At 61.3% G+C, this 22,224-nt stretch carries 23 protein-coding genes; 12 read left to right on the top strand and 11 right to left on the bottom strand.

Features of this window, described 5'->3' with window-relative positions; translation table 11 throughout:
* Positions 1–36: 36 nt before the first annotated feature.
* Complete coding sequence (locus tag HX801_RS10075; RefSeq protein ID WP_177022001.1) at positions 37–1,242, top strand: YgcG family protein; 1,206 nt, start codon at positions 37–39, stop codon at positions 1,240–1,242.
* A 14-nt stretch (positions 1,243–1,256) separates the two neighbouring features.
* Here HX801_RS10075 and HX801_RS10070 read toward each other — a convergent pair whose 3' ends face one another.
* Positions 1,257–1,937, bottom strand: coding sequence for a class I SAM-dependent methyltransferase (locus tag HX801_RS10070; protein ID WP_177022000.1), 681 nt, complete (start codon positions 1,935–1,937; stop codon positions 1,257–1,259).
* A gap of 132 nt (positions 1,938–2,069) precedes the next feature.
* On the opposite strand from HX801_RS10070, the gene HX801_RS10065 reads away from it, so the two are divergent.
* Entirely contained in the window at positions 2,070–2,585 is a 516-nt protein-coding gene (locus HX801_RS10065; RefSeq protein ID WP_256344240.1) for a GNAT family N-acetyltransferase, read from the top strand.
* A gap of 3 nt (positions 2,586–2,588) precedes the next feature.
* Here HX801_RS10065 and HX801_RS10060 read toward each other — a convergent pair whose 3' ends face one another.
* Both HX801_RS10060 and HX801_RS10055 read right to left on the bottom strand, forming a co-directional pair.
* Positions 2,589–3,014, bottom strand: a complete 426-nt coding sequence (locus HX801_RS10060) for an N-acetyltransferase (RefSeq protein WP_008435362.1) — start codon at positions 3,012–3,014, stop codon at positions 2,589–2,591.
* Positions 3,015–3,030: 16 nt separating this feature from the next.
* Positions 3,031–3,597 (bottom strand): TetR/AcrR family transcriptional regulator, encoded by a 567-nt coding sequence (locus tag HX801_RS10055; RefSeq protein ID WP_177008604.1) that lies wholly within the window; start codon positions 3,595–3,597, stop codon positions 3,031–3,033.
* A gap of 101 nt (positions 3,598–3,698) precedes the next feature.
* Between HX801_RS10055 and HX801_RS10050 the strand changes: the two genes are divergently transcribed.
* Entirely contained in the window at positions 3,699–5,138 is a 1,440-nt protein-coding gene (locus HX801_RS10050) for an amidase (RefSeq protein ID WP_177021998.1), read from the top strand.
* 165 nt (positions 5,139–5,303) lie between these two features.
* Here HX801_RS10050 and HX801_RS10045 read toward each other — a convergent pair whose 3' ends face one another.
* Complete coding sequence (locus HX801_RS10045) at positions 5,304–5,795, bottom strand: GNAT family N-acetyltransferase (RefSeq protein ID WP_177021997.1); 492 nt, start codon at positions 5,793–5,795, stop codon at positions 5,304–5,306.
* A gap of 221 nt (positions 5,796–6,016) precedes the next feature.
* Positions 6,017–7,432, bottom strand: coding sequence for a cytosine permease (locus HX801_RS10040; RefSeq protein ID WP_003210161.1), 1,416 nt, complete (start codon positions 7,430–7,432; stop codon positions 6,017–6,019).
* A gap of 251 nt (positions 7,433–7,683) precedes the next feature.
* Between HX801_RS10040 and HX801_RS10035 the strand changes: the two genes are divergently transcribed.
* Positions 7,684–8,595, top strand: coding sequence for a LysR substrate-binding domain-containing protein (locus HX801_RS10035; RefSeq protein WP_003210159.1), 912 nt, complete (start codon positions 7,684–7,686; stop codon positions 8,593–8,595).
* Between the two features lie 117 nt (positions 8,596–8,712).
* Here HX801_RS10035 and argE read toward each other — a convergent pair whose 3' ends face one another.
* From argE to HX801_RS10015, 4 genes are read right to left on the bottom strand one after another with little or no spacing between them, the layout of a single operon-like run.
* Entirely contained in the window at positions 8,713–9,858 is a 1,146-nt protein-coding gene (gene argE, locus HX801_RS10030; protein ID WP_102606138.1) for an acetylornithine deacetylase, read from the bottom strand.
* Entirely contained in the window at positions 9,855–10,532 is a 678-nt protein-coding gene (locus HX801_RS10025) for a DUF1028 domain-containing protein (protein ID WP_177021996.1), read from the bottom strand. The genes argE and HX801_RS10025 overlap by 4 nt, the downstream gene beginning before the upstream one ends.
* 16 nt (positions 10,533–10,548) lie before the next feature.
* Complete coding sequence (locus tag HX801_RS10020; protein ID WP_003207327.1) at positions 10,549–10,959, bottom strand: RidA family protein; 411 nt, start codon at positions 10,957–10,959, stop codon at positions 10,549–10,551.
* 24 nt (positions 10,960–10,983) lie between these two features.
* Positions 10,984–12,315, bottom strand: a complete 1,332-nt coding sequence (locus HX801_RS10015; RefSeq protein WP_371316561.1) for a flavin-containing monooxygenase — start codon at positions 12,313–12,315, stop codon at positions 10,984–10,986.
* Between the two features lie 153 nt (positions 12,316–12,468).
* On the opposite strand from HX801_RS10015, the gene HX801_RS10010 reads away from it, so the two are divergent.
* From HX801_RS10010 to HX801_RS09985, 6 genes are all read left to right on the top strand, one after another.
* Positions 12,469–13,308 carry a helix-turn-helix transcriptional regulator gene (locus HX801_RS10010; RefSeq protein ID WP_177022031.1) on the top strand — a complete coding sequence of 280 codons (840 nt, stop codon included), beginning with the start codon at positions 12,469–12,471 and terminating at the stop codon, positions 13,306–13,308.
* Positions 13,309–13,354: 46 nt separating this feature from the next.
* Positions 13,355–14,737: an aspartate aminotransferase family protein gene (locus HX801_RS10005; protein ID WP_177021994.1), complete on the top strand. Its 1,383-nt coding sequence runs from the start codon at positions 13,355–13,357 to the stop codon at positions 14,735–14,737.
* A 119-nt stretch (positions 14,738–14,856) separates the two neighbouring features.
* Complete coding sequence (locus HX801_RS10000) at positions 14,857–16,236, top strand: APC family permease (protein ID WP_023658770.1); 1,380 nt, start codon at positions 14,857–14,859, stop codon at positions 16,234–16,236.
* Between the two features lie 39 nt (positions 16,237–16,275).
* Positions 16,276–17,766, top strand: coding sequence for an aldehyde dehydrogenase (locus HX801_RS09995; protein ID WP_177021993.1), 1,491 nt, complete (start codon positions 16,276–16,278; stop codon positions 17,764–17,766).
* 27 nt (positions 17,767–17,793) lie between these two features.
* Positions 17,794–18,291, top strand: a complete 498-nt coding sequence (locus HX801_RS09990) for a GNAT family N-acetyltransferase (RefSeq protein WP_256344239.1) — start codon at positions 17,794–17,796, stop codon at positions 18,289–18,291.
* Positions 18,292–18,308: 17 nt separating this feature from the next.
* On the top strand, positions 18,309–18,785 hold the full coding sequence (locus HX801_RS09985) for a GNAT family N-acetyltransferase (protein WP_177008600.1): 477 nt from the start codon (positions 18,309–18,311) through the stop codon (positions 18,783–18,785).
* Between the two features lie 162 nt (positions 18,786–18,947).
* Here HX801_RS09985 and HX801_RS09980 read toward each other — a convergent pair whose 3' ends face one another.
* Complete coding sequence (locus tag HX801_RS09980; protein WP_102368849.1) at positions 18,948–19,436, bottom strand: HIT family protein; 489 nt, start codon at positions 19,434–19,436, stop codon at positions 18,948–18,950.
* A 141-nt stretch (positions 19,437–19,577) separates the two neighbouring features.
* Here HX801_RS09980 and HX801_RS09975 point away from each other — a divergent pair, with 141 nt between their 5' ends.
* A complete protein-coding gene (locus HX801_RS09975) occupies positions 19,578–19,907 on the top strand; it encodes a DHCW motif cupin fold protein (protein ID WP_087692424.1) in 330 nt (109 codons plus the stop codon).
* Between the two features lie 14 nt (positions 19,908–19,921).
* Here the strand turns inward: HX801_RS09975 and HX801_RS09970 are convergent, their stop codons facing one another.
* Positions 19,922–20,836, bottom strand: coding sequence for a LysR family transcriptional regulator (locus HX801_RS09970; protein ID WP_102368851.1), 915 nt, complete (start codon positions 20,834–20,836; stop codon positions 19,922–19,924).
* Positions 20,837–20,954: 118 nt separating this feature from the next.
* Here HX801_RS09970 and HX801_RS09965 point away from each other — a divergent pair, with 118 nt between their 5' ends.
* Positions 20,955–22,187 (top strand): cation:dicarboxylate symporter family transporter, encoded by a 1,233-nt coding sequence (locus HX801_RS09965; protein ID WP_177021991.1) that lies wholly within the window; start codon positions 20,955–20,957, stop codon positions 22,185–22,187.
* Positions 22,188–22,224: the final 37 nt, after the last annotated feature.

Genomic DNA, 22,224 nt, shown 5'->3' with positions numbered 1-22,224 from the left:
TCGGCCGATTCAGGATGAAACTTCAGGTAACAAAACATGATGGTGTTCCTACGGCAATGTGTCTTGGGCTTGCTACTGATCGTTTCCGGCTCGAAGGTGTGGGCCGATACCGTTCCCCCGGCGCCGGTCACGGTTGCGCTGGACCAGCGCGTGATCGACCTGACCCAAACCCTCGACGCTGCCACTCAATCGCGTATGACCACGCAACTCGCCGGTCTGGAACAACGCAAGGGCGCACAGGTGGCGGTGATGCTGCTGCCGAGCACCCAGGGCGTTGGCATCGAGGACTTCGCCAACCAACTGTTCCGTGCCTGGAAACTGGGGCGCAAGGACGTCAACGACGGCATCCTGCTGCTGGTGGCGAAGGACGATCGCAAGGTTAGGATCGAAGTCGGTTACGGCCTGGAGGGCGTGGTCACCGACCTGCTGGCCCACCGCATCATCGAAGAACACATCACCCCGGCCTTTCGCCAGGGCGATTACGCCGGCGGCGTGCAGCAGGCGGTGGACGACCTGACGCTATTGGTGGACGGCGGCAACTTGCCCGAGGTGGCCAAGGCCGGGGTTGCGCCTGAAGCGTATGCGGTACTCCTGGCGTTCATGTTTGGCGGGGTGGTCGGGGTATTGATGGGCGCCGAAAAACTCCCTTGGCGCCGGGCCCTGATGGCGGTGGTCGGTGTCACCGTGGTGCTGGTCGCGGTGGCGGGCGGCAAGGACTGGCCGGTCTATTTGCTGTTGCTGCCCCTGTGCATGCTGATCGGTGGCGCTACTTTCGGCGCGTTGTGGCAGGCGAGGGCGGCGTTTTACACCGTGCTGGTGCTGTTGGGCTACATCGCCGGCGTGCTGCTGACCGATAACTTCGTGCGCGAGATATCCCTTATTCACTGGCTGGCTTATCCATTCGCAGGGTTGCTGGTCCTGGGCCTGTATCTCGGCCTGTTCCTGGTGATGAAGAGCATGTGGCAAGAGAGCCAGGTGGGCTTTATCGTGCGGCTGGTGGTGGTGCTGGCGGTGTACGGGATCGTCGGGGCATTGATTGACAAGGGCGCCACGGGATGGCTGCTGGCGTTTCCCTTCGCTTCGTTCGCGGCGCTGTTCATCTTTGCCCACGGTATCAGCGGCGGGTCGGGGTCGGGGTCGGGTGGGGGCTCCAGCTCCTCCGGTTCGAGTTCCAGTTCCAGCAGCAGCTCATCGGGTGGTGGTGGTTCCAGTGGTGGGGGTGGGGCGTCGGGGAGTTGGTAAGCCTCCCCCGGAAGCTAGGCGGGCTTGTAGGCAATCCAGCCCTTGAAGCTGAAGCCCGCGTAGAACAGTTCCACACCTTCGAAGCCTGCCTCCCGTAGCAGCGCTTCATCGTCGTTGGGTGACAACACCGGCAAGTGGCTGCTGATGGCGGCAATCGCCCGCTGGGCATCTTCAGCCGGTACGCCGGAATCCACGGCATAGGCTGCATAACGCTTCAGCCAGCGCGCTTTTTCCTCTGGCGAGGATTGGGGGAAGCTGTGATGCGCCGCAATCAAAGGCGCGCCCGGCGACAAGCGCCGCCATAGTTCTTTCAAGGTTTGCAGACGCTCTTCGGCCGGGATGAAGTGCAAGGTCAGCAAGGACGTGGCGGCATCGAACGGCCCCTCGGGCGCGGTATCGATATAGCCTTCATGTAACTGCACCCGGGCCATCAGCGGACCCAAGGTGGCCTCGGCCAGCTTCAGCATCTCGGCAGACGGGTCCACCCCCACAAACTGCCACTCGGGCTGGCTGTCGGCAAACTTCTTCAACTCCAGGCCGCCGCCTGCACCGAGTACCAATACCTTGCCGGTGGCTGGGACGCTTTCGCGCAGCAACAGGGTGGTCATGCGCTGCAGGGACTCGAAACCCGGTACCAGCCTCACCGGGCCTTCGGCGTAGCGGGCAACAGCGTCGGGGTCTGAAAACCAGGTCATTGCTGGCTCCTGTTGGCGGGGGAAGCGATAACCCTACTGGGGCGAATTCAGGCTGGCAATTGCAGAGATGTGCAGTTGTGTTAAAACGTTGCCTTTGCTGATTTTGAGAGTACCCCTCGAATGCTCCCCGACATGCTTATCCGCGATGCACGACCTGAAGACGCGTTATGCGTTGGCGTGCTGGGCATGCAGGTTTTTCTCGATACTTACGCCACCGAAGGCATTCGCGACTCAATCGCCGCCGAGGCGCTGCAAGCGTTTTCGCCCCAGACGATTTCCGCGCTGATCGCCCAGCCGGGCACGGCCATCATCGTCGCTGAAGCCAATGGGCATCTGGTGGGGTTTGCCCAAGTGGCGATGGACACCGGCCATGCGCTGATCTCAACCCCGAAGGCGGCGGAGTTGCAGCGGCTCTACATCCAGGAACGGTTTACCGGGCTCGGACTCGGCTACCGTTTGCTGCAAGCGGCTGAACAGCGCGCAGGGCAGGGTGGCGCTTCTTTGTTGTGGGCGACGGTGTGGGTCGGCAACGAGCGGGCGCTGGGTTTTTATCCGCGTCGTGGTTATGAGCTATTGGGGGCGCCTACGTATACGTTCCAGAATGAAACCCATGAAAATCGGTTGTTTGGCAAAAGGCTTGGCGTCTAGCCGTCAGAGCGTTTTGCTGAGGAAAACCCGGCTGCTGCCTTGCGGGTCGCATGGTATTTCACCAAAACGTACCCAGCCATTCTTCTCGTAAAATTCCGGGGCCTGGAAACTGATGGTGTACAGCACCGCCGAGCGGCACCCTCGGTGACGGGCTTCGTCTTCGAACGCCTTCAGCAGCGATGTACCCAGGCCTGAACCACGCAGCGCATCGGGCAAATGGAACAGGTCGAGGAACGCCATCCCGAGGCTGGTTTTGCCGGTGATGCCGCCGAGGGTTTCACCGGTGTCGGGATCCTTGATCAGCACCGTCAACGGACGTCGGTCATTGGAGCCGGTGATGTGTTCGTTGAAGGCGGCGAGTCCCTTGCCGAGAAGCTGCTCGGCTTCGGCGTCTGGTTGGTCACCTATCTCAATCAAATGCTGTTTCATCAGGTTCTGCTCCCTGTCAAAGCCGTTCCCGCACCATCCGCATCAGCCGTTCACCCACCTGATCCACGCCTTTGTTTTGCGCAACCACCTGGGCACCTTCCATCAACAACGTCAGCTCTTCAGCCAGCTCCCCGGGCTTGCTCGCCTTGAGCTGCGTGCACAGCAGCTTCACCCGCTCAAACTGGCGTTTTTTATGCGCCTGGATCAGCGCTCGCGCAGGGTGATCGGCCTCCGGAATTTCCGCGAGGGTGTTGGTAAACGGGCAACCGCGATAGCCCGCCCGTTCCAGGTCGTCGACGATAAAACCCGCCAAGCCCAGCAGCTGTTCCCTGGGGGAGTCGGGGTGTTGCTGCGCCAGGCCATCCAGCACATCGCTGTAGCTTTCCGTCAGGCGCTCCAGCCACTCCAGCACCAGCGCATCCTTATTCTCGAAATGCCGGTACACGGTCATCTTGGTCGAGGCGGCCAGTGCCGCAATGGCATCCACGCTGACACGGGTGATGCCCTGTTCGACAAACAGCGTTTGCGCCGCATCGACGATCCGCTCGCGCGGCGGCAGTTGAGGTGTCCGTTGCGCACGCATGCACATTCTCCACTTGACAGCGATACCATGGAGTATCGCATGATACTTAGCGGTATCGTCCGATACCGAAGAGTATTCATCATACCCGTTTGGAGGGTTTCATGTACCTGTCTGAATATGCCGATCAGGATGCTACCGGCCTGGCACGCCTGATCCACACCCACGCTGTCAGTGTCGACGAGGTGCGCGCGGTGGCCTTGCAAGCCATCTTAACCGTCAACCCGCAGATCAACGCCTTGGTGGAAGCCTGGGACGATGAACCGGTTGCGGCCCAAGGCCCGTTCCATGGCGTGCCGCTTTTGCTCAAAGACCTGGGCGTCAGCGCCGCAGGCCGCCGCAATGAACTCGGCAGCGCGCTCGCGCAGGGCTGCACCGCCGATGCCGACTCGGAACTGATGACCCGCCTGCGCCGCGCCGGCCTCATGCCGTTGGGCCGCACCACCACCCCCGAATTCGCCGCCAGCACCACCACCGAAAGCCGCTTTTCAGGCCCCACCCGCAACCCGTGGGACGTGCAGCGCAGCGCCGGTGGTTCCAGCGGCGGCTCGGCAGCGGCGGTGGCGGCGGGGTTGGTACCGGTGGCGCATGCGACCGATGGCGGCGGCTCAATCCGCGTACCCGCGTCCATGTGCGGCCTGTTCGGGCTCAAGCCGAGCCGTGGCCGCGTGCCCATGGGGCCGGACGTCGACGAAGTCTGGAGTGGTTTGGCAGTGCACGGGGTATTGACCCGTTCGGTACGCGACAGCGCTGGCATGCTCGACGCGATCCATGGCGGCGCGCCTGGAGATCCGTTCCACATAGCACCGCCAGAAAACAGCTTTTCGGCGCTTGCCCAACGGGCGCCCGGTTCGTTGCGCATTGCCCTCCAGAGCCTGCCTTTAAGCGGGCAAAAGCTGCATCCGGCGGTGGAACAGGCGCTGTTCAATACCGCCAAACAACTGGAAGCACTGGGTCATCAGGTTGAAGAAATCCAGCCGGACATTGGCGTGAGTTGGGAAGCGTTTGTCGAACTCAATGCGCGTTTCTGGTCGTCGAACACGGCAGCCTGGATAGATGCAGTTGCCGGCGCGACGGGTCGTTCGATCAGTGCTGAATACCTGGAACCGGCGACTCTGGCGTTGTATCGCCTGGGCAAGTCACTGCAAGCGACAGACCTGTTGGGTGCACTGTGGGAACGCAACATCGTCGCGCGCCACATGGGTGACCTGTTCCAGCGATATGACGTGCTGCTGTCGCCCACACTGCCCGGGCTGGCGCCGATGATCGGCGACTACAACCAGGGCCAGGCGCAACTGGACGGGCGAGGGTGGATGAATCGAGTGTTTGCGCATTCGCCGTTTACCGCGCTGGCCAATGTCATTGGCGCGCCGGCGATGTCGGTGCCGCTGGGTCATGATTCCCGGAGCGGGCTGCCGATCGGCATGCAGTTCATGGGCGCGTTTGGTCAGGAGGGCATGTTGCTTGGCCTGGCGACGCAACTGGAACGGGCAACGCCTTGGGCTGCACGTCGCCCGCACGTGTGGGCCGGGGGAAACCCGTAACCCAAGGCAAATGCTTTCCCTGTGGCGAGGGAGCTTGCTCCCGTTGGGCTGTGCAGCAGCCCCAAAACCGGTCACCAGGTCTCTGAAAAACCGCGTCCACTGAATCAGGGGCGCTTCGCACCCCAACGGGAGCAAGCTCCCTCGCCACAGGGGGAAGTGTGATGGCTAGATATCCATCACCATCTCATGCCACGCCATCCCGCCGTGGTCCGACGCCGACGGCTGCACATAGCGATAGCCCATGCGCTTATACAGCTCCACATGGCGGTCCTTGCACATCAGGTGAATGGTCTTCTTGCCCATCGCCTGCATGCGCTGCACGAACTCCGTCATCAAGCGCGTGGAGTAGCCCTTGCCTTGCTGGGCGGGATCCACCACCACCGACATGATCACCACATTCGGCGCATCGGCTGAATGCCCGACCAACTCCTTGAAGGCCTCATCCGACATCACCACTTCATCGGCGCAACCGCAGTTGATGAAACCGACCACAACACCATCCGCCTCCAGGATCAGAAAGCCTTGCGGGTACAGCGCAATGCGCGTGGCGATCTTTTCCAGAGTCGCGGCTTCGTCGCCTTCGTAGGCGGTGATTTCGATTTCGTAGCAACGGTTGGCGTCGGCGGGGTTGGCGTTACGGAAGGTGAGGGCGTGCATTGGGTTACCAGAGAAATTGAACGACAGCCCCCATGATAAAGAAAGAACACCCCGACAGCACCGCCGAACACAAAACCCACTCACACCACCGACCCCCTATGGGAGCCGTCGAGCTTTAGCGAGGCCGCGATGGCGGCCTTCCTGGCACCATCAATATTCGCCAAGCCGGATAACTGGAAAACCCGCAAATGCGGGTTTTCTGGTAACTGAGCCAGGCTCTATTAAACCCCACCCACCAACTTCCCCCCCTCCAACCGCCGCTTATACGCACTGTCCCGACTCGCCAACCAGAAATACAACGGCGACGTCACCACCAACCCCACCAACCAGGACAAATCCGCCCCGTTGATATGCGCCGAAATCGGCCCGACATACAGCGGCGTATTCATAAACGGAATCTGCACCACAATCCCCACCGCATAGGCCACCAGCGCCTGGGGGTTGTACCGGCCATAAATCCCGCCATCCACGCGAAAGATCGAACCGATGTCGTACTTGCCCTTATGGATCGCATAGAAGTCGATCAGGTTGATCGCCGTCCACGGCACCAGTACCACCAGCAGCACCAGCACCATGTCCACGAAGTGCCCGATAAAATCCTTTGACGCAAACACCGCCGCAATCGAGCACGCCGCCAGCACCAGCACCGAGATCACTGCACGCGCCTTGGCGGTCGGGATCCAGCGGTAGGCAAAGGTCTGTACCAGGGTGATCAATGACAGCACGGCGCCGTACAGGTTAAGTGCGTTGTGGCTGATCACGCTAAGCAGGAACAGCAACAGCATCAGCGGGCCAATGGAGCCGGTCGCCAGTTTGACCGCGTCCATGGTGTCCATGCCCACCGGCGTAGCCAGTACCGCAACCGCACCAAAGATGAACGACAGGCTGGAACCGAGCACGGTACCCAAATAGGTGGTCCAGAAGGTCGACGCCACCGGCACATCCGCCGGCAGGTAGCGGGAGTAGTCAGACACATACGGCGCAAACGCGATTTGCCACAGCGCGGCCAGCGACACGGTGGCCAGCCAGCCGGAGATGTTGAAGTTACCGCGTGTCAGGAAGTCGGCCGTCTGCACATGGGTGAAGATGTAGCCGAACCCCAGCACGATGCCCGCGCCCAGCACCCAGGTACCGATGCGGTTGAGGACGTGGATGAAGCGGTAGCCGATGATGCCGATGATCCCGGAGCCGATGGCGCCGATGACGATGCCTACCGGTACCGGGATCGCGTCGACGACGCCGTGCAGGGATTTGCCCGCCAGTACGATGTTGGAGGCGAAGAAGCCGATGTACATCACGCCGGCGATCACCACCACCAGCAGTGCGCCGAGGGAGCCGAACTGGGCGCGGCTCTGGATCATTTGCGGGATGCCCATCTGCGGGCCCTGGGCCGAGTGCAGCGCCATCAGCACGCCGCCGACGAGGTGGCCGACGAGGATGGCGATGATGCCCCACACCAGGTTCAGGCCGAACAGTTGCACGGCCAGCGCGCCGGTGACGATGGGCAACGGCGCGATGTTGCCGCCGAACCACAGGGTGAACAGGTCTCTTACCTTTCCGTGGCGATCTTCCGGGGGCACGTATCCAATCGTGTGTTTTTCGATAAGCGGGGCGGAGGATGTTGCAGTGGTAACCATGACGAGCTCCAAGGCAAGGTGAGTACGTTGACGTACTTCGCTGGGCGGCGCGTGTGCGTCGCTTTTGTTGTTGGAGTGATCATGTGCAATGGTCACAGGGAGGTAAATTAGTAAGTTTGTTGCTATAGACCTTAAAAATAATATCTCGCGGGTTTTTTTGCTCCGGTATGTTGCATGCACTTGAATCAGTGTGAAAAAGCCGATTTTCACGCACTTGTTTGGGGCGAAATCCCACGTTTATGGAGGTCCCGATGGCTGCCTATAACCTGCGCCAGCTCAGATATTTTGTAACCACGGCCGAGTGCGGCAGCGTGGCAGAGGCCTCGCGCAAGCTCTATATCGCGCAACCGTCGGTGTCGACGGCCATCAAACAGCTGGAAGACAGCTTCGGTGTGCAGCTGTTTATCCGCCATCACGCCCAAGGGGTGTCGCTGACGCCAAGCGGTGCGCGGTTCTATCGCAAGGCCCTGGAGCTGCTGCGGGTGGCCCACGAATTTGAGCAGAACGCCCTGGCAGACAATGACGTGGTGGCGGGGCAGATCGATATCGGTTGCTTCGAAACCGTGGCACCGCTGTATTTGCCGCGCTTGATTGCCGGTTTCCGGGAGCGTTGGCCGGGGGTGGAAATCCGTCTGCGCGATGGCGAACAACAGGAACTGGTGCAGGCGCTGACGGCCGGCAGTATCGATGTGGCGATGCTGTTTGAGCATGACCTGGGCAGCGCCATCGAGACCACGCCGCTGATGCCGCCGCAGCAACCCTATGCGTTGCTGCCGGCGGATCACCGGTTTGCGCAGCAGGCCAAGGTGTCGTTGGCGGACTTGGTGCTGGAACCGATGATTTTGCTGGATGTGCTGCCGAGCCGGACGTACTTCGTGAGCATCTTTGAAGAGCGTGGGCTGACGCCGAATATTGTCTTCAGTTCGCCGTCGATCGAGATGGTGCGGGGGATGGTGGGGCGCGGGTTCGGGTTTTCGATCCTGGTGACCAAGCCGTTTTCGCCGTATTCCTATGACGGGCAGAAGCTGGTGTGCGTGCCGTTGGCGGAGACGGTGACGGGGTCGGGGTTGTCGGCGGTGTGGTTGCGGCGGGCGCCGTTGACCAAGCCGGTGCAGTTGTTTGTGGAGTATTGCCGGGAAGAGCTGGCGCGGTTGTTAGGTTAGACACAGAACTAAAATGTGGGAGCGGGCTTGCTCGCGAAAGCGGTGGATCAGTCAATACATTGGGTGACTGTCGCACCGCATTCGCGAGCAAGCCCGCTCCCACATTTGGCCCGCGTTTCAGGCGCGAATCGAGTCGAGCATGCGCAACAACATGGCATCGCAAGCCTTCAGTTGCGCAACACTCACAAACTCATCCGGCTTATGCCCCTGGTCCATGCTCCCAGGCCCGCACACCACCGTCGGAATGCCCGCCGCATCAAACAACCCACCCTCGGTCCCGAACGCCACGGTGCCAAATTCCCGCGAGCCGCAAAACGCCGCAATCAGCTCCGCCGCCTGGCTGCGCTGGTCGGTGGCCAGCCCCGGGTACGCCGACAACTCACTGAAGCGAATCGCACTCTGCCGGCTCACCGCCTGCATCCGCGGCAACACCTGCTGCATCGCATAGGCTTGCAGCTCCTCGGCCACTTCACCCGGGTCCATCGAGGGCAGGGCGCGCACTTCAAAGTCAAAACGGCAATCGGCAGGCACGATATTCAACGCCTTGCCCCCGGAGATCACCCCGGTTTGCACGGTGCTGAACGGCGGGTCAAAGCGCTCGTCCTGATGCACCTTGAGCCGCTGGCCGATTCGCCCCAGCTCACCAATCAACTCGGCCGCATACTCGATCGCATTCACGCCCTGGGGCGCATACGCCGAATGGCAGGCCTCGCCATGCACTTCACAGCGCATGGCGAGCTTGCCTTTATGGCCCAGCACCGGCTTCAACTCGGTGGGCTCGCCGATAATGCACAGCAGTGGTTTCACCGGCCATTGTTCCAGCACCTTGAGCAACGAACGCACCCCAAGGCAGCCGACTTCCTCGTCGTAGGACAGGGCGATGTGCACCGGCATGCGCAAGTCTGCGCTTGCCAAGGCCGGCACCAGCGCCAGTACACAGGCGATGTAGCCCTTCATGTCCGCCGTGCCCCGGCCAAACAGCTTGCCGTCGCGTTCGGTCAACTCAAACGGCGGCAACGTCCACGGCTGGCCATCCACCGGCACCACATCGGTGTGCCCCGACAGCACAATCCCGGGCACATTCGCCGGGCCGAGGGTGGCGAACAGATTGGCCTTGCTGCGCTCATCGTTGTAGATCAACTCGCAAGGCACGCCGAACCCTGCCAGGTAATCGCGCACGAACTCGATCAGCTTCAGGTTGGATTCGCGGCTGGTGGTATCAAACCCCACCAGCGCCTGCAGCAGTTCGCGGCTGGTGCTCATCGGTCGTCTCCGGCCACGCCGTAGCCAGGGGAGCGGTCCGGGGCGAGGGCGCGGTCGATGTAGTCCTGCACCTGTGGACGGTAGGCGTCCCAGAGCTTTTGCAGCTCGGCGATCGGCTGCTCGTCGGCCCAATCCACCCGCAGGTTGATGATCGGCCAGGTCAGCTCGCCCACCACCACCAGCGCGGCGGAATGCACCGGCCCGGCTTCGCCCCCGGCGGCAATGGCCGCATGCATCGCGGCCAGCAGGCGGTCTGCCAGTTGGCCTTCGCCTTGCTCGAAGGCCTTGATCATCGCCTCGATCACCGCGCGGTCGGCGAGCATATTGCCGGCGGCCACGCACTGTTCGCCCGACACCGCATTGTGGGTGCCAAGGGTTTCGTTGCCGCTGAAATGCACCGTGCGCCCGAGGTGATCAATCGCCGTCAGTTGCCGGTATTGGCTGTAGCCGTTGCGGGTCAGGGCCTTGTCTACGGCATCGGCAGGGGCAAGACCTTGCTCCAATAGATCGAGTACGTCCGGGCCGAGGGCGGGCAGGGTGATGTTCTGGGTCGAGACCGCACCCACGCCGGGCCGCAGCCATGGGCAGCGGGCGCCCACGGCGATGCTCGATGAGCTGATGGCAATGCCCATCTGGCCGGTTTCCGCGCAGCGGGCGACGATTGAAAAGGTCATGTCGTGCCTCCTTGGATTACTCGGGGATGACTGCAATCACGTCGATTTCCATCAGCCACTGTGGCTGGCCCAGGGCCGAAACCACCAACCCGGTGGAGATCGGGAACACGCCTTTTAGCCACTTGCCGACTTCCTGGTACACCGGCTCGCGGTAGCGCGGGTCGATCAGGTAGGTGGTGGTCTTGACGATGTGGCTCAGGTCGCTGCCGGCCTCTTCCAGCAGTTGCTTGACGTTTTTCATTGCCTGTTCGGCTTGCGCGCGCGGGTCGCCAAGGCCGATCAGGTTGCCGTCGAAATCGGTGCCCACCTGGCCCCGTACATACACCGTGTTGCCGGCGCGTACGGCCTGGCACAGGTCATTGTCCAGGCTCTGGTTAGGGTAGGTTTCCTTGGTGTTGAACATGCGGATGCGAGTGTGAGTAGGCATCAAAAAAACTCCAGAAAAAAGTGATCAGGCGCTGACAGGTGAGGTGTGAACAACCGGTGTGGGTTCGCGGTACTCAAGGTATTGGCGCTGGATGGCGATATGGTCGGCCACGTACTTGGCGTCATGCCACACCCCCCAGATAAACGACGAGCCCCGGCGCGACTGCCATGGCAAACCGAGGAAGTAGATGCCTGACTCGCTGGCTACGCCGCGCTGGTGCTGCGGCTTGCCGGCGGCGTCAAATGCATCGACCTTCAGCCAGCTGTAATCCACGGCAAAGCCGGTGGCCCAGATGATTGAAGTGATACCGGCCTTGGCCAGGTCCAGTTCCAGGATCGGGTGCTTGATGCACTCGGCATCGGGAAACGCACGACGCGCTTCGGGCTCTGGCGGCAGGTCGAGGCCGTTGCGCTCGATATAGGCATCCGCCGCATCCAGCAGGGCCAGGTAGTTCTCATCGCCGCGGGCCAGGTTTTCCACCAGGTTGGGCTGGAAGCTCGCAACGCTGCCGTTGAAGGATTGGGTCAGGCCGACCAGGGTCATGCCTTGCTGGGCCAGCTCGCGGAAGTCAATGGTCTTGCCGCCGTGGGCGCCGCTCACCGCAATGGTCACGTGCTCGCGGCCGGGTTTCATCGCGGCCTGGTCCCACTCACCCAACACGCCCAGCCACCAGCAGAAATCGCGGTTGCGATAGGCACGCGGTGGGCGGTCGTGAGCACCCACCGACAGGTACACCTGGCGCCCGGAGCGTTGCAGTTCGTCGGCGATCTGCACCCCGGAGGAACCCGCCCCCACCACCAGCACTGCGCCGGCCGGCAGTTGCGCGGGGTTGCGGTAGTCGGCGGAGTGGATCTGGTGCAGCGCGCTGTCTTGAGGGGCAATCGCCGGAATCACCGGCTTCTGGAACGGCCCGGTGGCCGCCACCACGCGGTTGGCTTCGATCACGCCTTCGCTGGTGTGGATGGTGAAGCCTGGGCGACCGACATTGCGCACCACCGAGGTCACGTCGACGCCGGTACGAATCGGTGCATTGAACTTGCGTGCATAGGCTTCGAAGTAGTCCGCCACACGCTCTTTCGGCGCAAAGCCATCGGGGGCGACGTTATCGAAAGCCAGGCCCGGAAAACGGTCATGCCAGGCCGGGCCGTTGGCGACCAGCGAATCCCAGCGGCCGGTGCGCCAGCGCTCGGCGATACGGCTGCGCTCCAGCACCAGGTGCGGCACGCCTTGCTTGCTCAGGTGCTCGCTCATGGCGACGCCAGCCTGACCGGCTCCCACCACCAGCGTGTCTGTTTTTGTTATTGCTTGAGTCATGTGTCTGTCCTTGCGTAATGCAGTTGGATTCAGCTTGGGCATGGCTTCAAGGCTAGGGGGAGGGCGGTTTTTAATAAAATATTATTAAGCTGGGAAGTGAGCATAAATATCGGATGCAGGCTCACCCTATCGGGTGATTTCGAGGATGGAGCGGGTGTGCAACCATCCTTGCAGTTCTTTCAGCGAGTGTTTGAAGTGGAAAACGACCGGCTTTCTTCTGCGCAATGGTTCGAACAGATGGCCCGGGTGACCGATAGCATCGGGCAATCGGGGTTCGCCGCGACCTTGTTCGAGGCTCTCGGTTATCTCCAGCCGATCCAGGCCACCACGCTGTATTTCTACCCGCGCGGTGGCATGCCCAGTGCGCTGTTCGAGCTGGACGGGCCATGGTTGCCACAAGGCAATGTGCGCCAGTACCTGTCGGGGTTTTATCTGCTCGACCCGTTTTACGGGGCCTGTGTGGAGGGCGTCAGCTCCGGGTGTTACGAGCTGGCCGAGGTCGCCCCCGATCACTTCGAGCTCAGCGAATACTTCCAGTCGTTTTACCGCCACTCCCATCTGGAGGATGAGCTGAACTACATCCTGCAGTCGAGCAACGGCTCGAGCCTGGCGGTGTCGCTGGCCTTTACGCAAAAGCTCGACGCCACCATCACCGGCCAATTCAAACGCATCGCGCCGTGGGTGCTGGCGGTGCTGGGCAAGCATTTCGTTGGCCTGGATGCCCAGGGGGCGCGATTCGAAAACCTGCTGGAGCAGCGCATTCACTCGGCGCTGAACAACTTCGGCTCGTCGATATTGACCGAGCGGGAATGCCGGATCGCCCAACTGATCCTGCGCGGGCATTCCACCCGTTCGCTGGCCGAACGCCTCGATGTCTCGGAAGACACCATCAAGTCCCACCGCAAGCACATCTACACCAAGCTCGATATCGGCGCGCAATCGGAACTGTTTGCCCTGTTTATCGATTCGCTGGCCGAAGCCCAGGGCGTCCTGAGCAAAGACCCCCTTGAAAGCTACATGAGCAAGCACCGCTGAGCGGCGTTGCTCGCCCTTGCGTCACTACTAATAAGAGAGAAATACCATGAACGTACCCGCCCAACTGAACCGCCTGACCGAGGACTACCAGAAGTCGGATGCGGCCCACCACATCCATGCATTTGTCGATCAAAAAGCGCTGAATGCCGAAGGCCCGCGGGTGATGGTGCGCGGTGAGGGCCTTTACCTGTGGGACAGCGAAGGCAAGCGTTACCTGGACGGCATGTCGGGCCTGTGGTGCACCCAGCTGGGTTACGGTCGCAGGGACTTGACCGCTGCCGCTGCCGCCCAGATGGACCAGTTGGCGTACTACAACATGTTCTTTCACACCACCCACCCGGCGGTGATCGAGCTGTCGGAGTTGCTCTTCAGCCTGTTGCCGGGCCACTACAGCCACGTGATCTACACCAACTCGGGCTCCGAGGCCAACGAAGTACTGATCCGTACCGTGCGCCGTTACTGGCAAGTGGTCGGCCAGCCGCAGAAAAAAATCATGATCGGGCGCTGGAATGGTTATCACGGCTCCACGCTGGCGGCGTCTGCCCTGGGCGGCATGAAGTTCATGCACGAGATGGGCGGCCTGATTCCCGACGTGGCACACATTGACGAACCCTACTGGTACGCCCATGGCGGCGAGCTGACGCCTGCCGAGTTCGGCCGCCGCTGCGCCTTGCAGCTGGAAGAGAAAATCCTCGAGCTGGGCGCTGAAAACGTCGCCGGGTTTATCGCCGAGCCGTTCCAGGGCGCGGGCGGCATGATCTTCCCGCCGGAAAGCTACTGGCCCGAGATCCAGCGCATTTGCCGGCAATACGATGTGCTGCTGTGTGCCGATGAGGTGATTGGTGGCTTTGGCCGTACCGGCGAATGGTTCGCCCATCAACACTTCGGTTTCGAGCCCGACACCCTGTCCATCGCCAAGGGCCTGACCTCCGGTTACCTGCCGATGGGTGGCCTGGTGCTGAGCAAGCGCATGGCCGATGCACTGGTGGAGCACGGCGGCGTGTTTGCCCACGGGCTGACCTATTCCGGGCACCCGGTGGCGGCAGCGGTGGCGCTGGCCAACCTCAAGGCGCTGCGGGATGAAGGCATCGTGCGCCAGGTGAAGAACGACACCGGGCCGTACCTGCAAAAAATCCTCCATGAAGTGTTCGGCAATCACCCGATGGTCGGCGAGATCCAGGGCACGGGCCTGCTCGCGGCCTTGCAGTTCGCTGAAGACAAGAGCACCCGCAAGCGCTTCGAGAACGAAAATGACCTGGCCTGGCAGTGCCGCACGTTTGGTTTCGAAGAGGGCGTAATCATTCGCTCGACGCTGGGCCGCATGATCATGGCGCCGGCACTGGTGGCCACGCGCACTGAGCTGGACGAGCTGGTTGAAAAGACCCGCATCGCCGTGGATCGCACCGCACGGATCGCGGGAAAACTCTGAAGTGACCAGCGCGCCACCCCAGGCGAGGGGTGGTGCGCAACCTCCATCAGGCAACGCTGAACGGCATCGATGCCATCGAATGCCGCGACGCCCTGCATCCCCATTTCCAGGAGTCACCCATGAATACAATAACAAACGTGACTGATACACCCGCTCATCAATCCTCACCCAAAGCCGCCTCGTCCCGCCGGTTCCGTCAGCCGCTGGGTCTTATCGGGCTGGTGCTGTTCGGCCTGGCGTACATGGTGCCGCTGGCGGTGTTTACCACCTACGGGCTGGTGACCCAAATGACCAAGGGCCACTTGCCGACCGCCTACATGCTGACCCTCGCCGCCATGCTGCTGACGGCCTACAGCTATGGGCGCATGGTCCAGGCGCATCCCTATTCGGGCTCGGTCTACTCCTACACCCGCAAGGCGTTTGGCGCTTACTTCGGCTTCATCGCCGGGTGGACCCTGTTGCTGGACTACATCTTCCTGCCGTTGCTCAGCTATTTGCTGATCGGCATCTACATGTCCGAGTATTTTCCCGGGGTGCCGACCGCCGTGTGGGTGCTCGGCTCGATTGCCCTGGTGACCACGCTGAACCTGGTGGGCATCGAGTCCATCACCCGGGTCAACTGGATACTCATCGTCGCTCAGTTGGTGTTCATCGTGGTGTTCGTGGCGTTGTCGGTGCACACCCTGAGCGAGCAGTCCGCACCCGTGTCGCTGCTGGCGCCATTCCACCATGAAGGCTTCAGCGCGCCGCTGATCATGGCGGGCGCCGCGGTGCTGTGCCTGTCGTTTCTTGGCTTCGATGCGGTGTCGACCATGGCCGAGGAAACCCCCAACCCACGCCGCACCATCCCGTTGGCGATCATGGTGGTGTCGCTGTTCGGCGGCCTGCTGTTCCTGCTGGTTTCGTATTTCGCGCAAATGGTGTTCCCGCAATGGAACAGCTTCGTCGACCCGGATGCCGCCTCGGTGGATGTGATGCGCCGGGTGGGCGGCGAACTGCTGGTGACCGCCTTTACCGCAACCTATGTCGCCGGTTGCTTCGCCTCGGCGATGGTCTCCCAGGCCAGCGTGTCGCGGGTGCTGTTCGCCATGGGCCGTGACGGCGCGCTGCCCCGCGTGCTCGGCAAGCTGGTGACGAAAAAGCGCGTGCCCGCCACGGCCATCGTGCTGGTCAGCCTGTTCTCGCTGATTGCCTTGTTCATCACGCTGGATACCGTCGCCAACATGATCAGCTTCGGTGCGCTGTTCGCGTTCTCGGCGGTGAACCTGGCGGTGATCAAGCACTACCTGGTCGACCAGAAGTTGCGCGGTACCAGGAACTACTTGCTGTACGCGGTTGTGCCGGCGCTGGGGTTCCTCAGCACGATCTGGCTATGGAGCAGCCTTTCCAGCCTGTCGTTCACCATCGGCCTGTGCTGGATGGGGCTTGGGCTCCTGTGCCTGCTGGGCATCACGCGGGGGCTGCGCGTGAAGATGCCGGAACTGCAGATCGCCGAGTGAACCCCTCTTTTATCCATCGCCATTCGTTGGGAGTACAACGTGTTCGACCTTAACTACTGGCAACAGCGTGTTGCCCGCCAGACGTTCATCAACACCGCCCTGATCGGTGGCCGCTCAGTGAATGCGGCATCCGGGGCGACCTTCGATGCCATTAACCCTGCGACCCAGCAGTTGCTGTCGCGGGTTGCAGCCTGCGGTGACGCAGAAGTCGACCTGGCCGTGCGCAGCGCACGCCAGGCCTTCGAGACCGGCCCCTGGCGACGGATGCCGCCGGTGGAGCGCAAGAAAATTTTGATCAGGCTCTCCGAATTACTGATGACCCACCGCGAGGAACTGGCGCTGCTCGATTCGCTGAACATGGGCAAGCCGGTGATGGACGCCTACAACGTTGACGTGCCCGGCGCCGCCAATGTGTTTGCCTGGTACGGCGAAGCCCTCGACAAACTCTACGATCAAGTCGCGCCCACCGCTCACAACGCGTTGGCAACCATCACGCGTGAAGCACTGGGGGTGATCGCGGCGGTGGTGCCGTGGAACTTCCCGCTCGACATGGCCGCCTGGAAACTCGCGCCGGCGTTGGCGGCCGGTAACAGCGTGGTCTTGAAACCTGCCGAGCAGTCGCCGTTTTCTGCCCTGCGCCTGGCCCAGCTTGCCCTGGAAGCCGGTGTCCCTGAAGGTGTGTTGAATGTGGTGCCCGGCCTCGGCGACAGTGCCGGCAAGGCCCTGGGGCTGCACCCCGACGTGGATTGCCTGGTGTTCACCGGCTCCACTCAGGTGGGCAAATACTTCATGCAGTATTCCGCCCAGTCCAACCTGAAACAGGTGTGGCTGGAGTGTGGCGGCAAGAGCCCGAACCTGGTGTTTGAGGACTGCCAGGACCTGGACCTTGCGGCGCAGAAGGCCGCCTTCGGCATCTTTTTCAACCAGGGCGAAGTGTGTTCGGCCAACTCCCGTCTCTACGTGCAACGCTCCATCCATGACGAATTCGTCGAGCGCCTGATCGCCAAGTCGCGCGCCTGGATACCGGGTGATCCGCTGGACCCCGGCAGTGCGGCCGGTGCCATCGTCGACAGTCAGCAAACCGCACGCATCATGCACGCCATCAGCCAAGCCCAGGGGGAGGGCGCCAGGCTGTTGTGCGGTGGCGAACAGTTGACCATCAATGGCTCCTCCAACTTCATCCAGCCGAGCATTTTTGCCGACGTGACCCGCGACATGGCCCTGTCCCGTGATGAAGTGTTCGGCCCGGTGCTTGCCGTCAGCGCTTTCGACACGGAAGAGCAGGCGATACAGCAGGCCAACGACAGCCTCTACGGCCTGGCGGCCTCGGTATGGAGTGATGACCTCAACCGTGCGCACCGTGTGGCCCGGGCGCTGAATGCCGGGACGGTGTCGGTCAACACCATCGACGCCCTGGATGTGGCGGTGCCGTTCGGTGGTGGCAAGCAATCCGGGTTCGGGCGTGATTTGTCGCTGCACGCTTTTGACAAGTACACGCAGCTGAAAACCACCTGGTTTCAGCTGCGTTGACTCAAGCGGTTATCCGGTCGTGTATTTATGCGTGCGCGACCGGCACAACTACAGGCAAAATCAGTGCGAACTCAGAGGGCTTTGAACACCATGGTCACTATTCGCGTAATGAGCACTGCCGACTACGACGCCGTGCTCGAACTGATGCAGAAAACGCCTGGCATCTCCCTGCGCGATGCCGACTCCCGCGAGGCCACTGAGCGTTACCTGGAGCGCAATTCAGGCATGAGTTTCGTCGCCGAGGTCGATGGGGGGCTGGTTGGGTGCGTGATGTGCGGGCACGATGGCCGGCGCGGGTATTTGCAGCACTTGCTGGTGCTGCCCGCGTATCGGCGCCAGGGTATTGCGAACGCGTTGGTTGAGCGCTGCCTCACCAGCCTGGCGCAATTGGGCATCCGCAAATGCCACCTGGATGTGTTCAAGACCAACGACAGCGCTGCCCGTTATTGGCAGAGCCAGGGCTGGCAGCTGAGGACCGATATTGATCGCTATTCGTTTACCCGACCGGGTGACGAGAACGCCTGACGTCCATGGAGGGACAGATGCTCGAGATACGACGCGCCACGCTGGAAGATGCACAGGCAGCCTTCGACATTCGCCTGTTGGCCATACGCAGTCAATGCATCGGCGCCTATACGTCCGAGCAGATGATGTTGTGGACGCAAGGCGCAGCCAAGGACGGTTACGACACGCTGATGGACAAGCATTTTTACCTGGGCTGCGTGAACGCTGAACCTGTGGCCACCGGCATGCTGGATCTGGCGAACAACGAAATCGGTGCGCTGTTTGTGCTGCCCGGGTTTACCGGACGCGGGATTGGCAAACAGATACTGGCGTATCTGGAAGCGTTGGCGCAGGAATTGGGGATCGAGGAAGTGATCCTGGACGCGACGTTGAACGCGGCGGATTTTTATCGACGGTGTGGGTATGTGGGCGATGAGCAGGCGATCTACCACTCGCCATCGGGGTTGCAGTTGGCCTGTATTCCTATGCGTAAACACCTGCGCCGTTTGCGCTGACACGGAAAAACTGTGGTGAGGGCGCTTGCTGTGGCGAGGGAGCTTGCTCCCGCTGGGTCGCGAAGCGGCCCCAATAAAGCCAGCGCAATCTGACTGAAAGAACTCGCTGACCTTTTTGGGGCTGCTGCGCAGCCCAGCGGGAGCAAGCTCCCTCGCCACAGGTCATGTGTCGTCTTGGGTATTGAACTCCGTACGCAAACACCTGATCACCTCGCTCACCGAAGCTCCTTGAACCACCGGCGGCGTAGGGCTCTCACCAAACTCCCGCCAGATAAAAAGCGTCAGCTCCGCACCGTCGGTAGCCTTCTGCTGCGTCCCGAAATCCTGCAGCACCCGATAGCGCTCATCCTGCCAGAACAGCGCTTCAACCCATCCATACACCGGTATGAAATGAAAGTGCAGCGGGAAGCCCGGCATATGCCCGAACCGGCTGATGTAAAGCCACTTGGGCTTCAACTGAGCCTCCATGACCCGCTGGGTTTTGGCCAGCAACCCACCCAGCTCCGCGAGCGCCGCATCGGGCATCTCGGCCAGTGAGTCAACCGGCGCCTTGGCACCCAGCATCAGGTAGCCCGGCAGTGCGGATGACAGGTGATGATTGAGCAGCCAGTGCTCGGTCTCATGCACAACAAAGGATGGATCGATCTTCATCGACGGGCTTCCATGCGAAGAGGCTTGGCAGGATACCAAGAGTCATCGCCCTGTATCCCGCAAATGCAGCGGATCTGTCTCTATCGCGGCATTCACCTTATCGGTACGGTTCATCCATACCTATTCAATGCCGAGAAAACCATGGACCTGACCGCAATCCCCTTTGGCACCACCGACTGGTCGACCCTCGAACCGGTGATGCATCCCGGCGAAACCGGCAGTGCGTATTGGCGCACCTGCCAGTTCGGTTCAACCCGCGTGCGCATGGTCGAATACAGCGCCGGTTACCTGGCGGATCACTGGTGTTGGCGCGGGCATATCCTGCTGTGCCTGGAAGGTGAGCTGCACACCGAGCTGGAGGATGGCCGGCAGTTCACGCTGACTGCCGGGATGAGTTATCAGGTGGGCAATGACATGGAGGGGCATCGTTCCTCCACTGCCATTGGCGCAAAGTTATTTGTGGTCGATTGACGTTCCATCGCCCTTCAACCCTTGCGATAAACCCCCGCCAACTCCCGCGCCAGCCCAATGAAATTCTGCAACGGCGCCGACGGATTGAACGCGCGCCGCACCAGGGTGATCGGCGCCAGCAACCTGGGTCGTGCATCGCTGATCCGGCAGTACACCACGCTTTCGCGATGCACGTCGCGCATCGACGCCGGCACCACCGAGATGCCTTCACCGGCGGCCACCAGGCTGACGTTGGTCAGCATGCGCTCCACTTCAAAGGCAATCTTCGGCTCGAAGCCGGCGTTCTGGCAGGCCTTGATCAGGTTGGCGTACATCCCCGGCGCGCCGGGGCGGCGGACCAGGATGAAGCGTTCGTCCTTGAGGTCGGCCATGGTGATTTTTGGCTCGGCACCCTTGAGCAGCGCATGCCCGACGGGCAGGGTCAGCAGCATTTCTTCGTTGAGCAATCGGTGGAACGTGAGGCTTTGGTGGTCGCCCACCGGTGCGCGGAGGATGCCGATGTCGATGCGTTTTTCGATGGTGTCTTCGGTGACTTCCCGGGCGCTGCCTTCGTTGATCGAGAGCTCCACGCCCGGGTATTGCTCGCGGTAGGCGCGGATGATTCGCGGGATCAGCGGGTGGGCGGCGGCGGAACTGGTGAAGGCAATGACCAACGTGCCTTCGATACCCTGGGCAGCGCGAGCCGCCTTGAGGGAACCTTGCTCGACGCGGGCGAGGATCACCCGCGCTTCATCGAGAAACACCAGCCCGCCGGCAGTCAGGTCGACGCCCTTGGGGTGGCGCTTGAACAGGTCGAATCCCAGCTCTTGTTCGAGGGCACGAATCTGTTGGCTGAGGGGCGGCTGCTGCATGTTCAGGCGAGCGGCAGCGCGGGTGAAATGTCGCTCTTCGGCCACCATGATGAAATAACGTAAATGGCGAAGTTCCATGGTGGTATATCCCGTGACAAGACTTTATTATTTGTGGCCTGAATGCGCCTTGGCGACCAATATGCCGAAAGTGGCCTGATCCGACAATAACAATAAATAAAAAGACCATGGAGCATTGATGTCGACCCGATTTTCGAATAACGCCACCTTGCCTATTTTGATTGCCATTGCTCTTGGCATGGTGTTGGGGCTTTTTTATCCGGGCGTGGCAGTCGAGATGAAGCTGCTCAGTGACGCCTTTATAAAAATGGTCGGGTTACTGATGCCATTTCTGTTGTTTGTGCTGGTGTCGACCGGTGTCGCAGGTATCAAGCGCGAGCCCCACCATCGGCATGTAGTGGGGCGGATCGTGGTGTATTTCCAGCTGATGTCCCTTGCTGCATTGGTGTTGGGAATGTCGACGGGGTGGTTGTTCAGCCTGGATCATACGGCAGTGGCCAACCTGGATTTTGATCATCTGACACCGCCTGCCGCGCCCGAAACGCTGCTGCACGAGCTGTCGATGACCTCGATTTCGTCCAGTCTTTACAAGGTTTTCACCCAAAGCCTGGTGCTTCAGGTGATGCTGGTGGCGGTGCTGTGCGGCCTGCTGCTGGGGCGTGGCGGCCAGGTCGCAAACCGCTGCCTCGGTTGGCTGGAAGCGGCGGTCGCCGGGTTGTTCTGGTTGCTGCGGTTTATCCTGAAGTTCGCACCGCTGGCGGCGTTTGGGGCGATGGCATTTGTGGTGGGAAAGTACGGTTTAAGTTCGGTGCTGCCGCTCTTGAAGTTCATTGTTGTTATTTACCTGGTTTGCGCGGTGTTCGTCATTCTAGTGTTCGCCACGATTACCCGCCTGCTCGGCGTTAAATTGACCCGGCTAATTATTTACTTGAAAGAAGAGTTGTTGTTGGTGACGTTCACCGGCTCTTCAGTGGCCGCACTTCCAGGTTGCGTCAGCAAACTTGAGGCGCTGGGCTGTGATCGCCAATTAGTGCGCCTGGTGTTGACCACCGGGTATACGTTCAACTTGGCCGGTACCAATATTTACCTGACCACCGCCATCATGTTTCTGGCGCATCTGGCCGGGGTGGAGATTGCCGTGCCCGAGTTGCTGGCGGTGCTGGTGATCTGCCTGTTTACCTCGCTGGGGTCTACCAGTGTGGCGGGCTCGGCGCTGTTTACCCTGATTGCTACCTTGAACATCCTGCAACTGGTGCCACTGGAAGGGGTGGGTTTGTTGTTGGGAGTGGAACGGCTGATGAAGTGTCGGTCGTTGACCAATGTGCTGGGCAATTGCGTGGCGTGCCTGGCGATATGCGGGTGGCAGAAGTCGATTGACCATGAGGTGTTGAAGCGGGAACTGAGTCACTGAGCCGAACATGCTTTCCAGACCCAAACGCGGTCAAATG

The organism is Pseudomonas sp. G1002, from assembly GCF_013385455.1.
Classification (GTDB): Bacteria; Pseudomonadota; Gammaproteobacteria; order Pseudomonadales; family Pseudomonadaceae; genus Aquipseudomonas.
This window is presented reverse-complemented; position numbering and strand designations above follow the sequence as displayed.

What these genes read in the sequence shown, in the direction of transcription:
- HX801_RS10075 (WP_177022001.1), top strand. Translation starts at nt 37, where the DNA reads ATGATGGTGTTCCTACGGCAATGTGTCTTGGGCTTGCTACTGATCGTT.
- HX801_RS10070 (WP_177022000.1), bottom strand. Translation starts at nt 1,937, where the DNA reads ATGACCTGGTTTTCAGACCCCGACGCTGTTGCCCGCTACGCCGAAGGC.
- HX801_RS10065 (WP_256344240.1), top strand. Translation starts at nt 2,070, where the DNA reads ATGCTTATCCGCGATGCACGACCTGAAGACGCGTTATGCGTTGGCGTG.
- HX801_RS10060 (WP_008435362.1), bottom strand. Translation starts at nt 3,014, where the DNA reads ATGAAACAGCATTTGATTGAGATAGGTGACCAACCAGACGCCGAAGCC.
- HX801_RS10055 (WP_177008604.1), bottom strand. Translation starts at nt 3,597, where the DNA reads ATGCGTGCGCAACGGACACCTCAACTGCCGCCGCGCGAGCGGATCGTC.
- HX801_RS10050 (WP_177021998.1), top strand. Translation starts at nt 3,699, where the DNA reads ATGTACCTGTCTGAATATGCCGATCAGGATGCTACCGGCCTGGCACGC.
- HX801_RS10045 (WP_177021997.1), bottom strand. Translation starts at nt 5,795, where the DNA reads ATGCACGCCCTCACCTTCCGTAACGCCAACCCCGCCGACGCCAACCGT.
- HX801_RS10040 (WP_003210161.1), bottom strand. Translation starts at nt 7,432, where the DNA reads ATGGTTACCACTGCAACATCCTCCGCCCCGCTTATCGAAAAACACACG.
- HX801_RS10035 (WP_003210159.1), top strand. Translation starts at nt 7,684, where the DNA reads ATGGCTGCCTATAACCTGCGCCAGCTCAGATATTTTGTAACCACGGCC.
- argE (WP_102606138.1), bottom strand. Translation starts at nt 9,858, where the DNA reads ATGAGCACCAGCCGCGAACTGCTGCAGGCGCTGGTGGGGTTTGATACC.
- HX801_RS10025 (WP_177021996.1), bottom strand. Translation starts at nt 10,532, where the DNA reads ATGACCTTTTCAATCGTCGCCCGCTGCGCGGAAACCGGCCAGATGGGC.
- HX801_RS10020 (WP_003207327.1), bottom strand. Translation starts at nt 10,959, where the DNA reads ATGCCTACTCACACTCGCATCCGCATGTTCAACACCAAGGAAACCTAC.
- HX801_RS10015 (WP_371316561.1), bottom strand. Translation starts at nt 12,315, where the DNA reads ATGCCCAAGCTGAATCCAACTGCATTACGCAAGGACAGACACATGACT.
- HX801_RS10005 (WP_177021994.1), top strand. Translation starts at nt 13,355, where the DNA reads ATGAACGTACCCGCCCAACTGAACCGCCTGACCGAGGACTACCAGAAG.
- HX801_RS10000 (WP_023658770.1), top strand. Translation starts at nt 14,857, where the DNA reads ATGAATACAATAACAAACGTGACTGATACACCCGCTCATCAATCCTCA.
- HX801_RS09990 (WP_256344239.1), top strand. Translation starts at nt 17,794, where the DNA reads ATGCGTGCGCGACCGGCACAACTACAGGCAAAATCAGTGCGAACTCAG.
- HX801_RS09985 (WP_177008600.1), top strand. Translation starts at nt 18,309, where the DNA reads ATGCTCGAGATACGACGCGCCACGCTGGAAGATGCACAGGCAGCCTTC.
- HX801_RS09980 (WP_102368849.1), bottom strand. Translation starts at nt 19,436, where the DNA reads ATGAAGATCGATCCATCCTTTGTTGTGCATGAGACCGAGCACTGGCTG.
- HX801_RS09975 (WP_087692424.1), top strand. Translation starts at nt 19,578, where the DNA reads ATGGACCTGACCGCAATCCCCTTTGGCACCACCGACTGGTCGACCCTC.
- HX801_RS09970 (WP_102368851.1), bottom strand. Translation starts at nt 20,836, where the DNA reads ATGGAACTTCGCCATTTACGTTATTTCATCATGGTGGCCGAAGAGCGA.
- HX801_RS09965 (WP_177021991.1), top strand. Translation starts at nt 20,955, where the DNA reads ATGTCGACCCGATTTTCGAATAACGCCACCTTGCCTATTTTGATTGCC.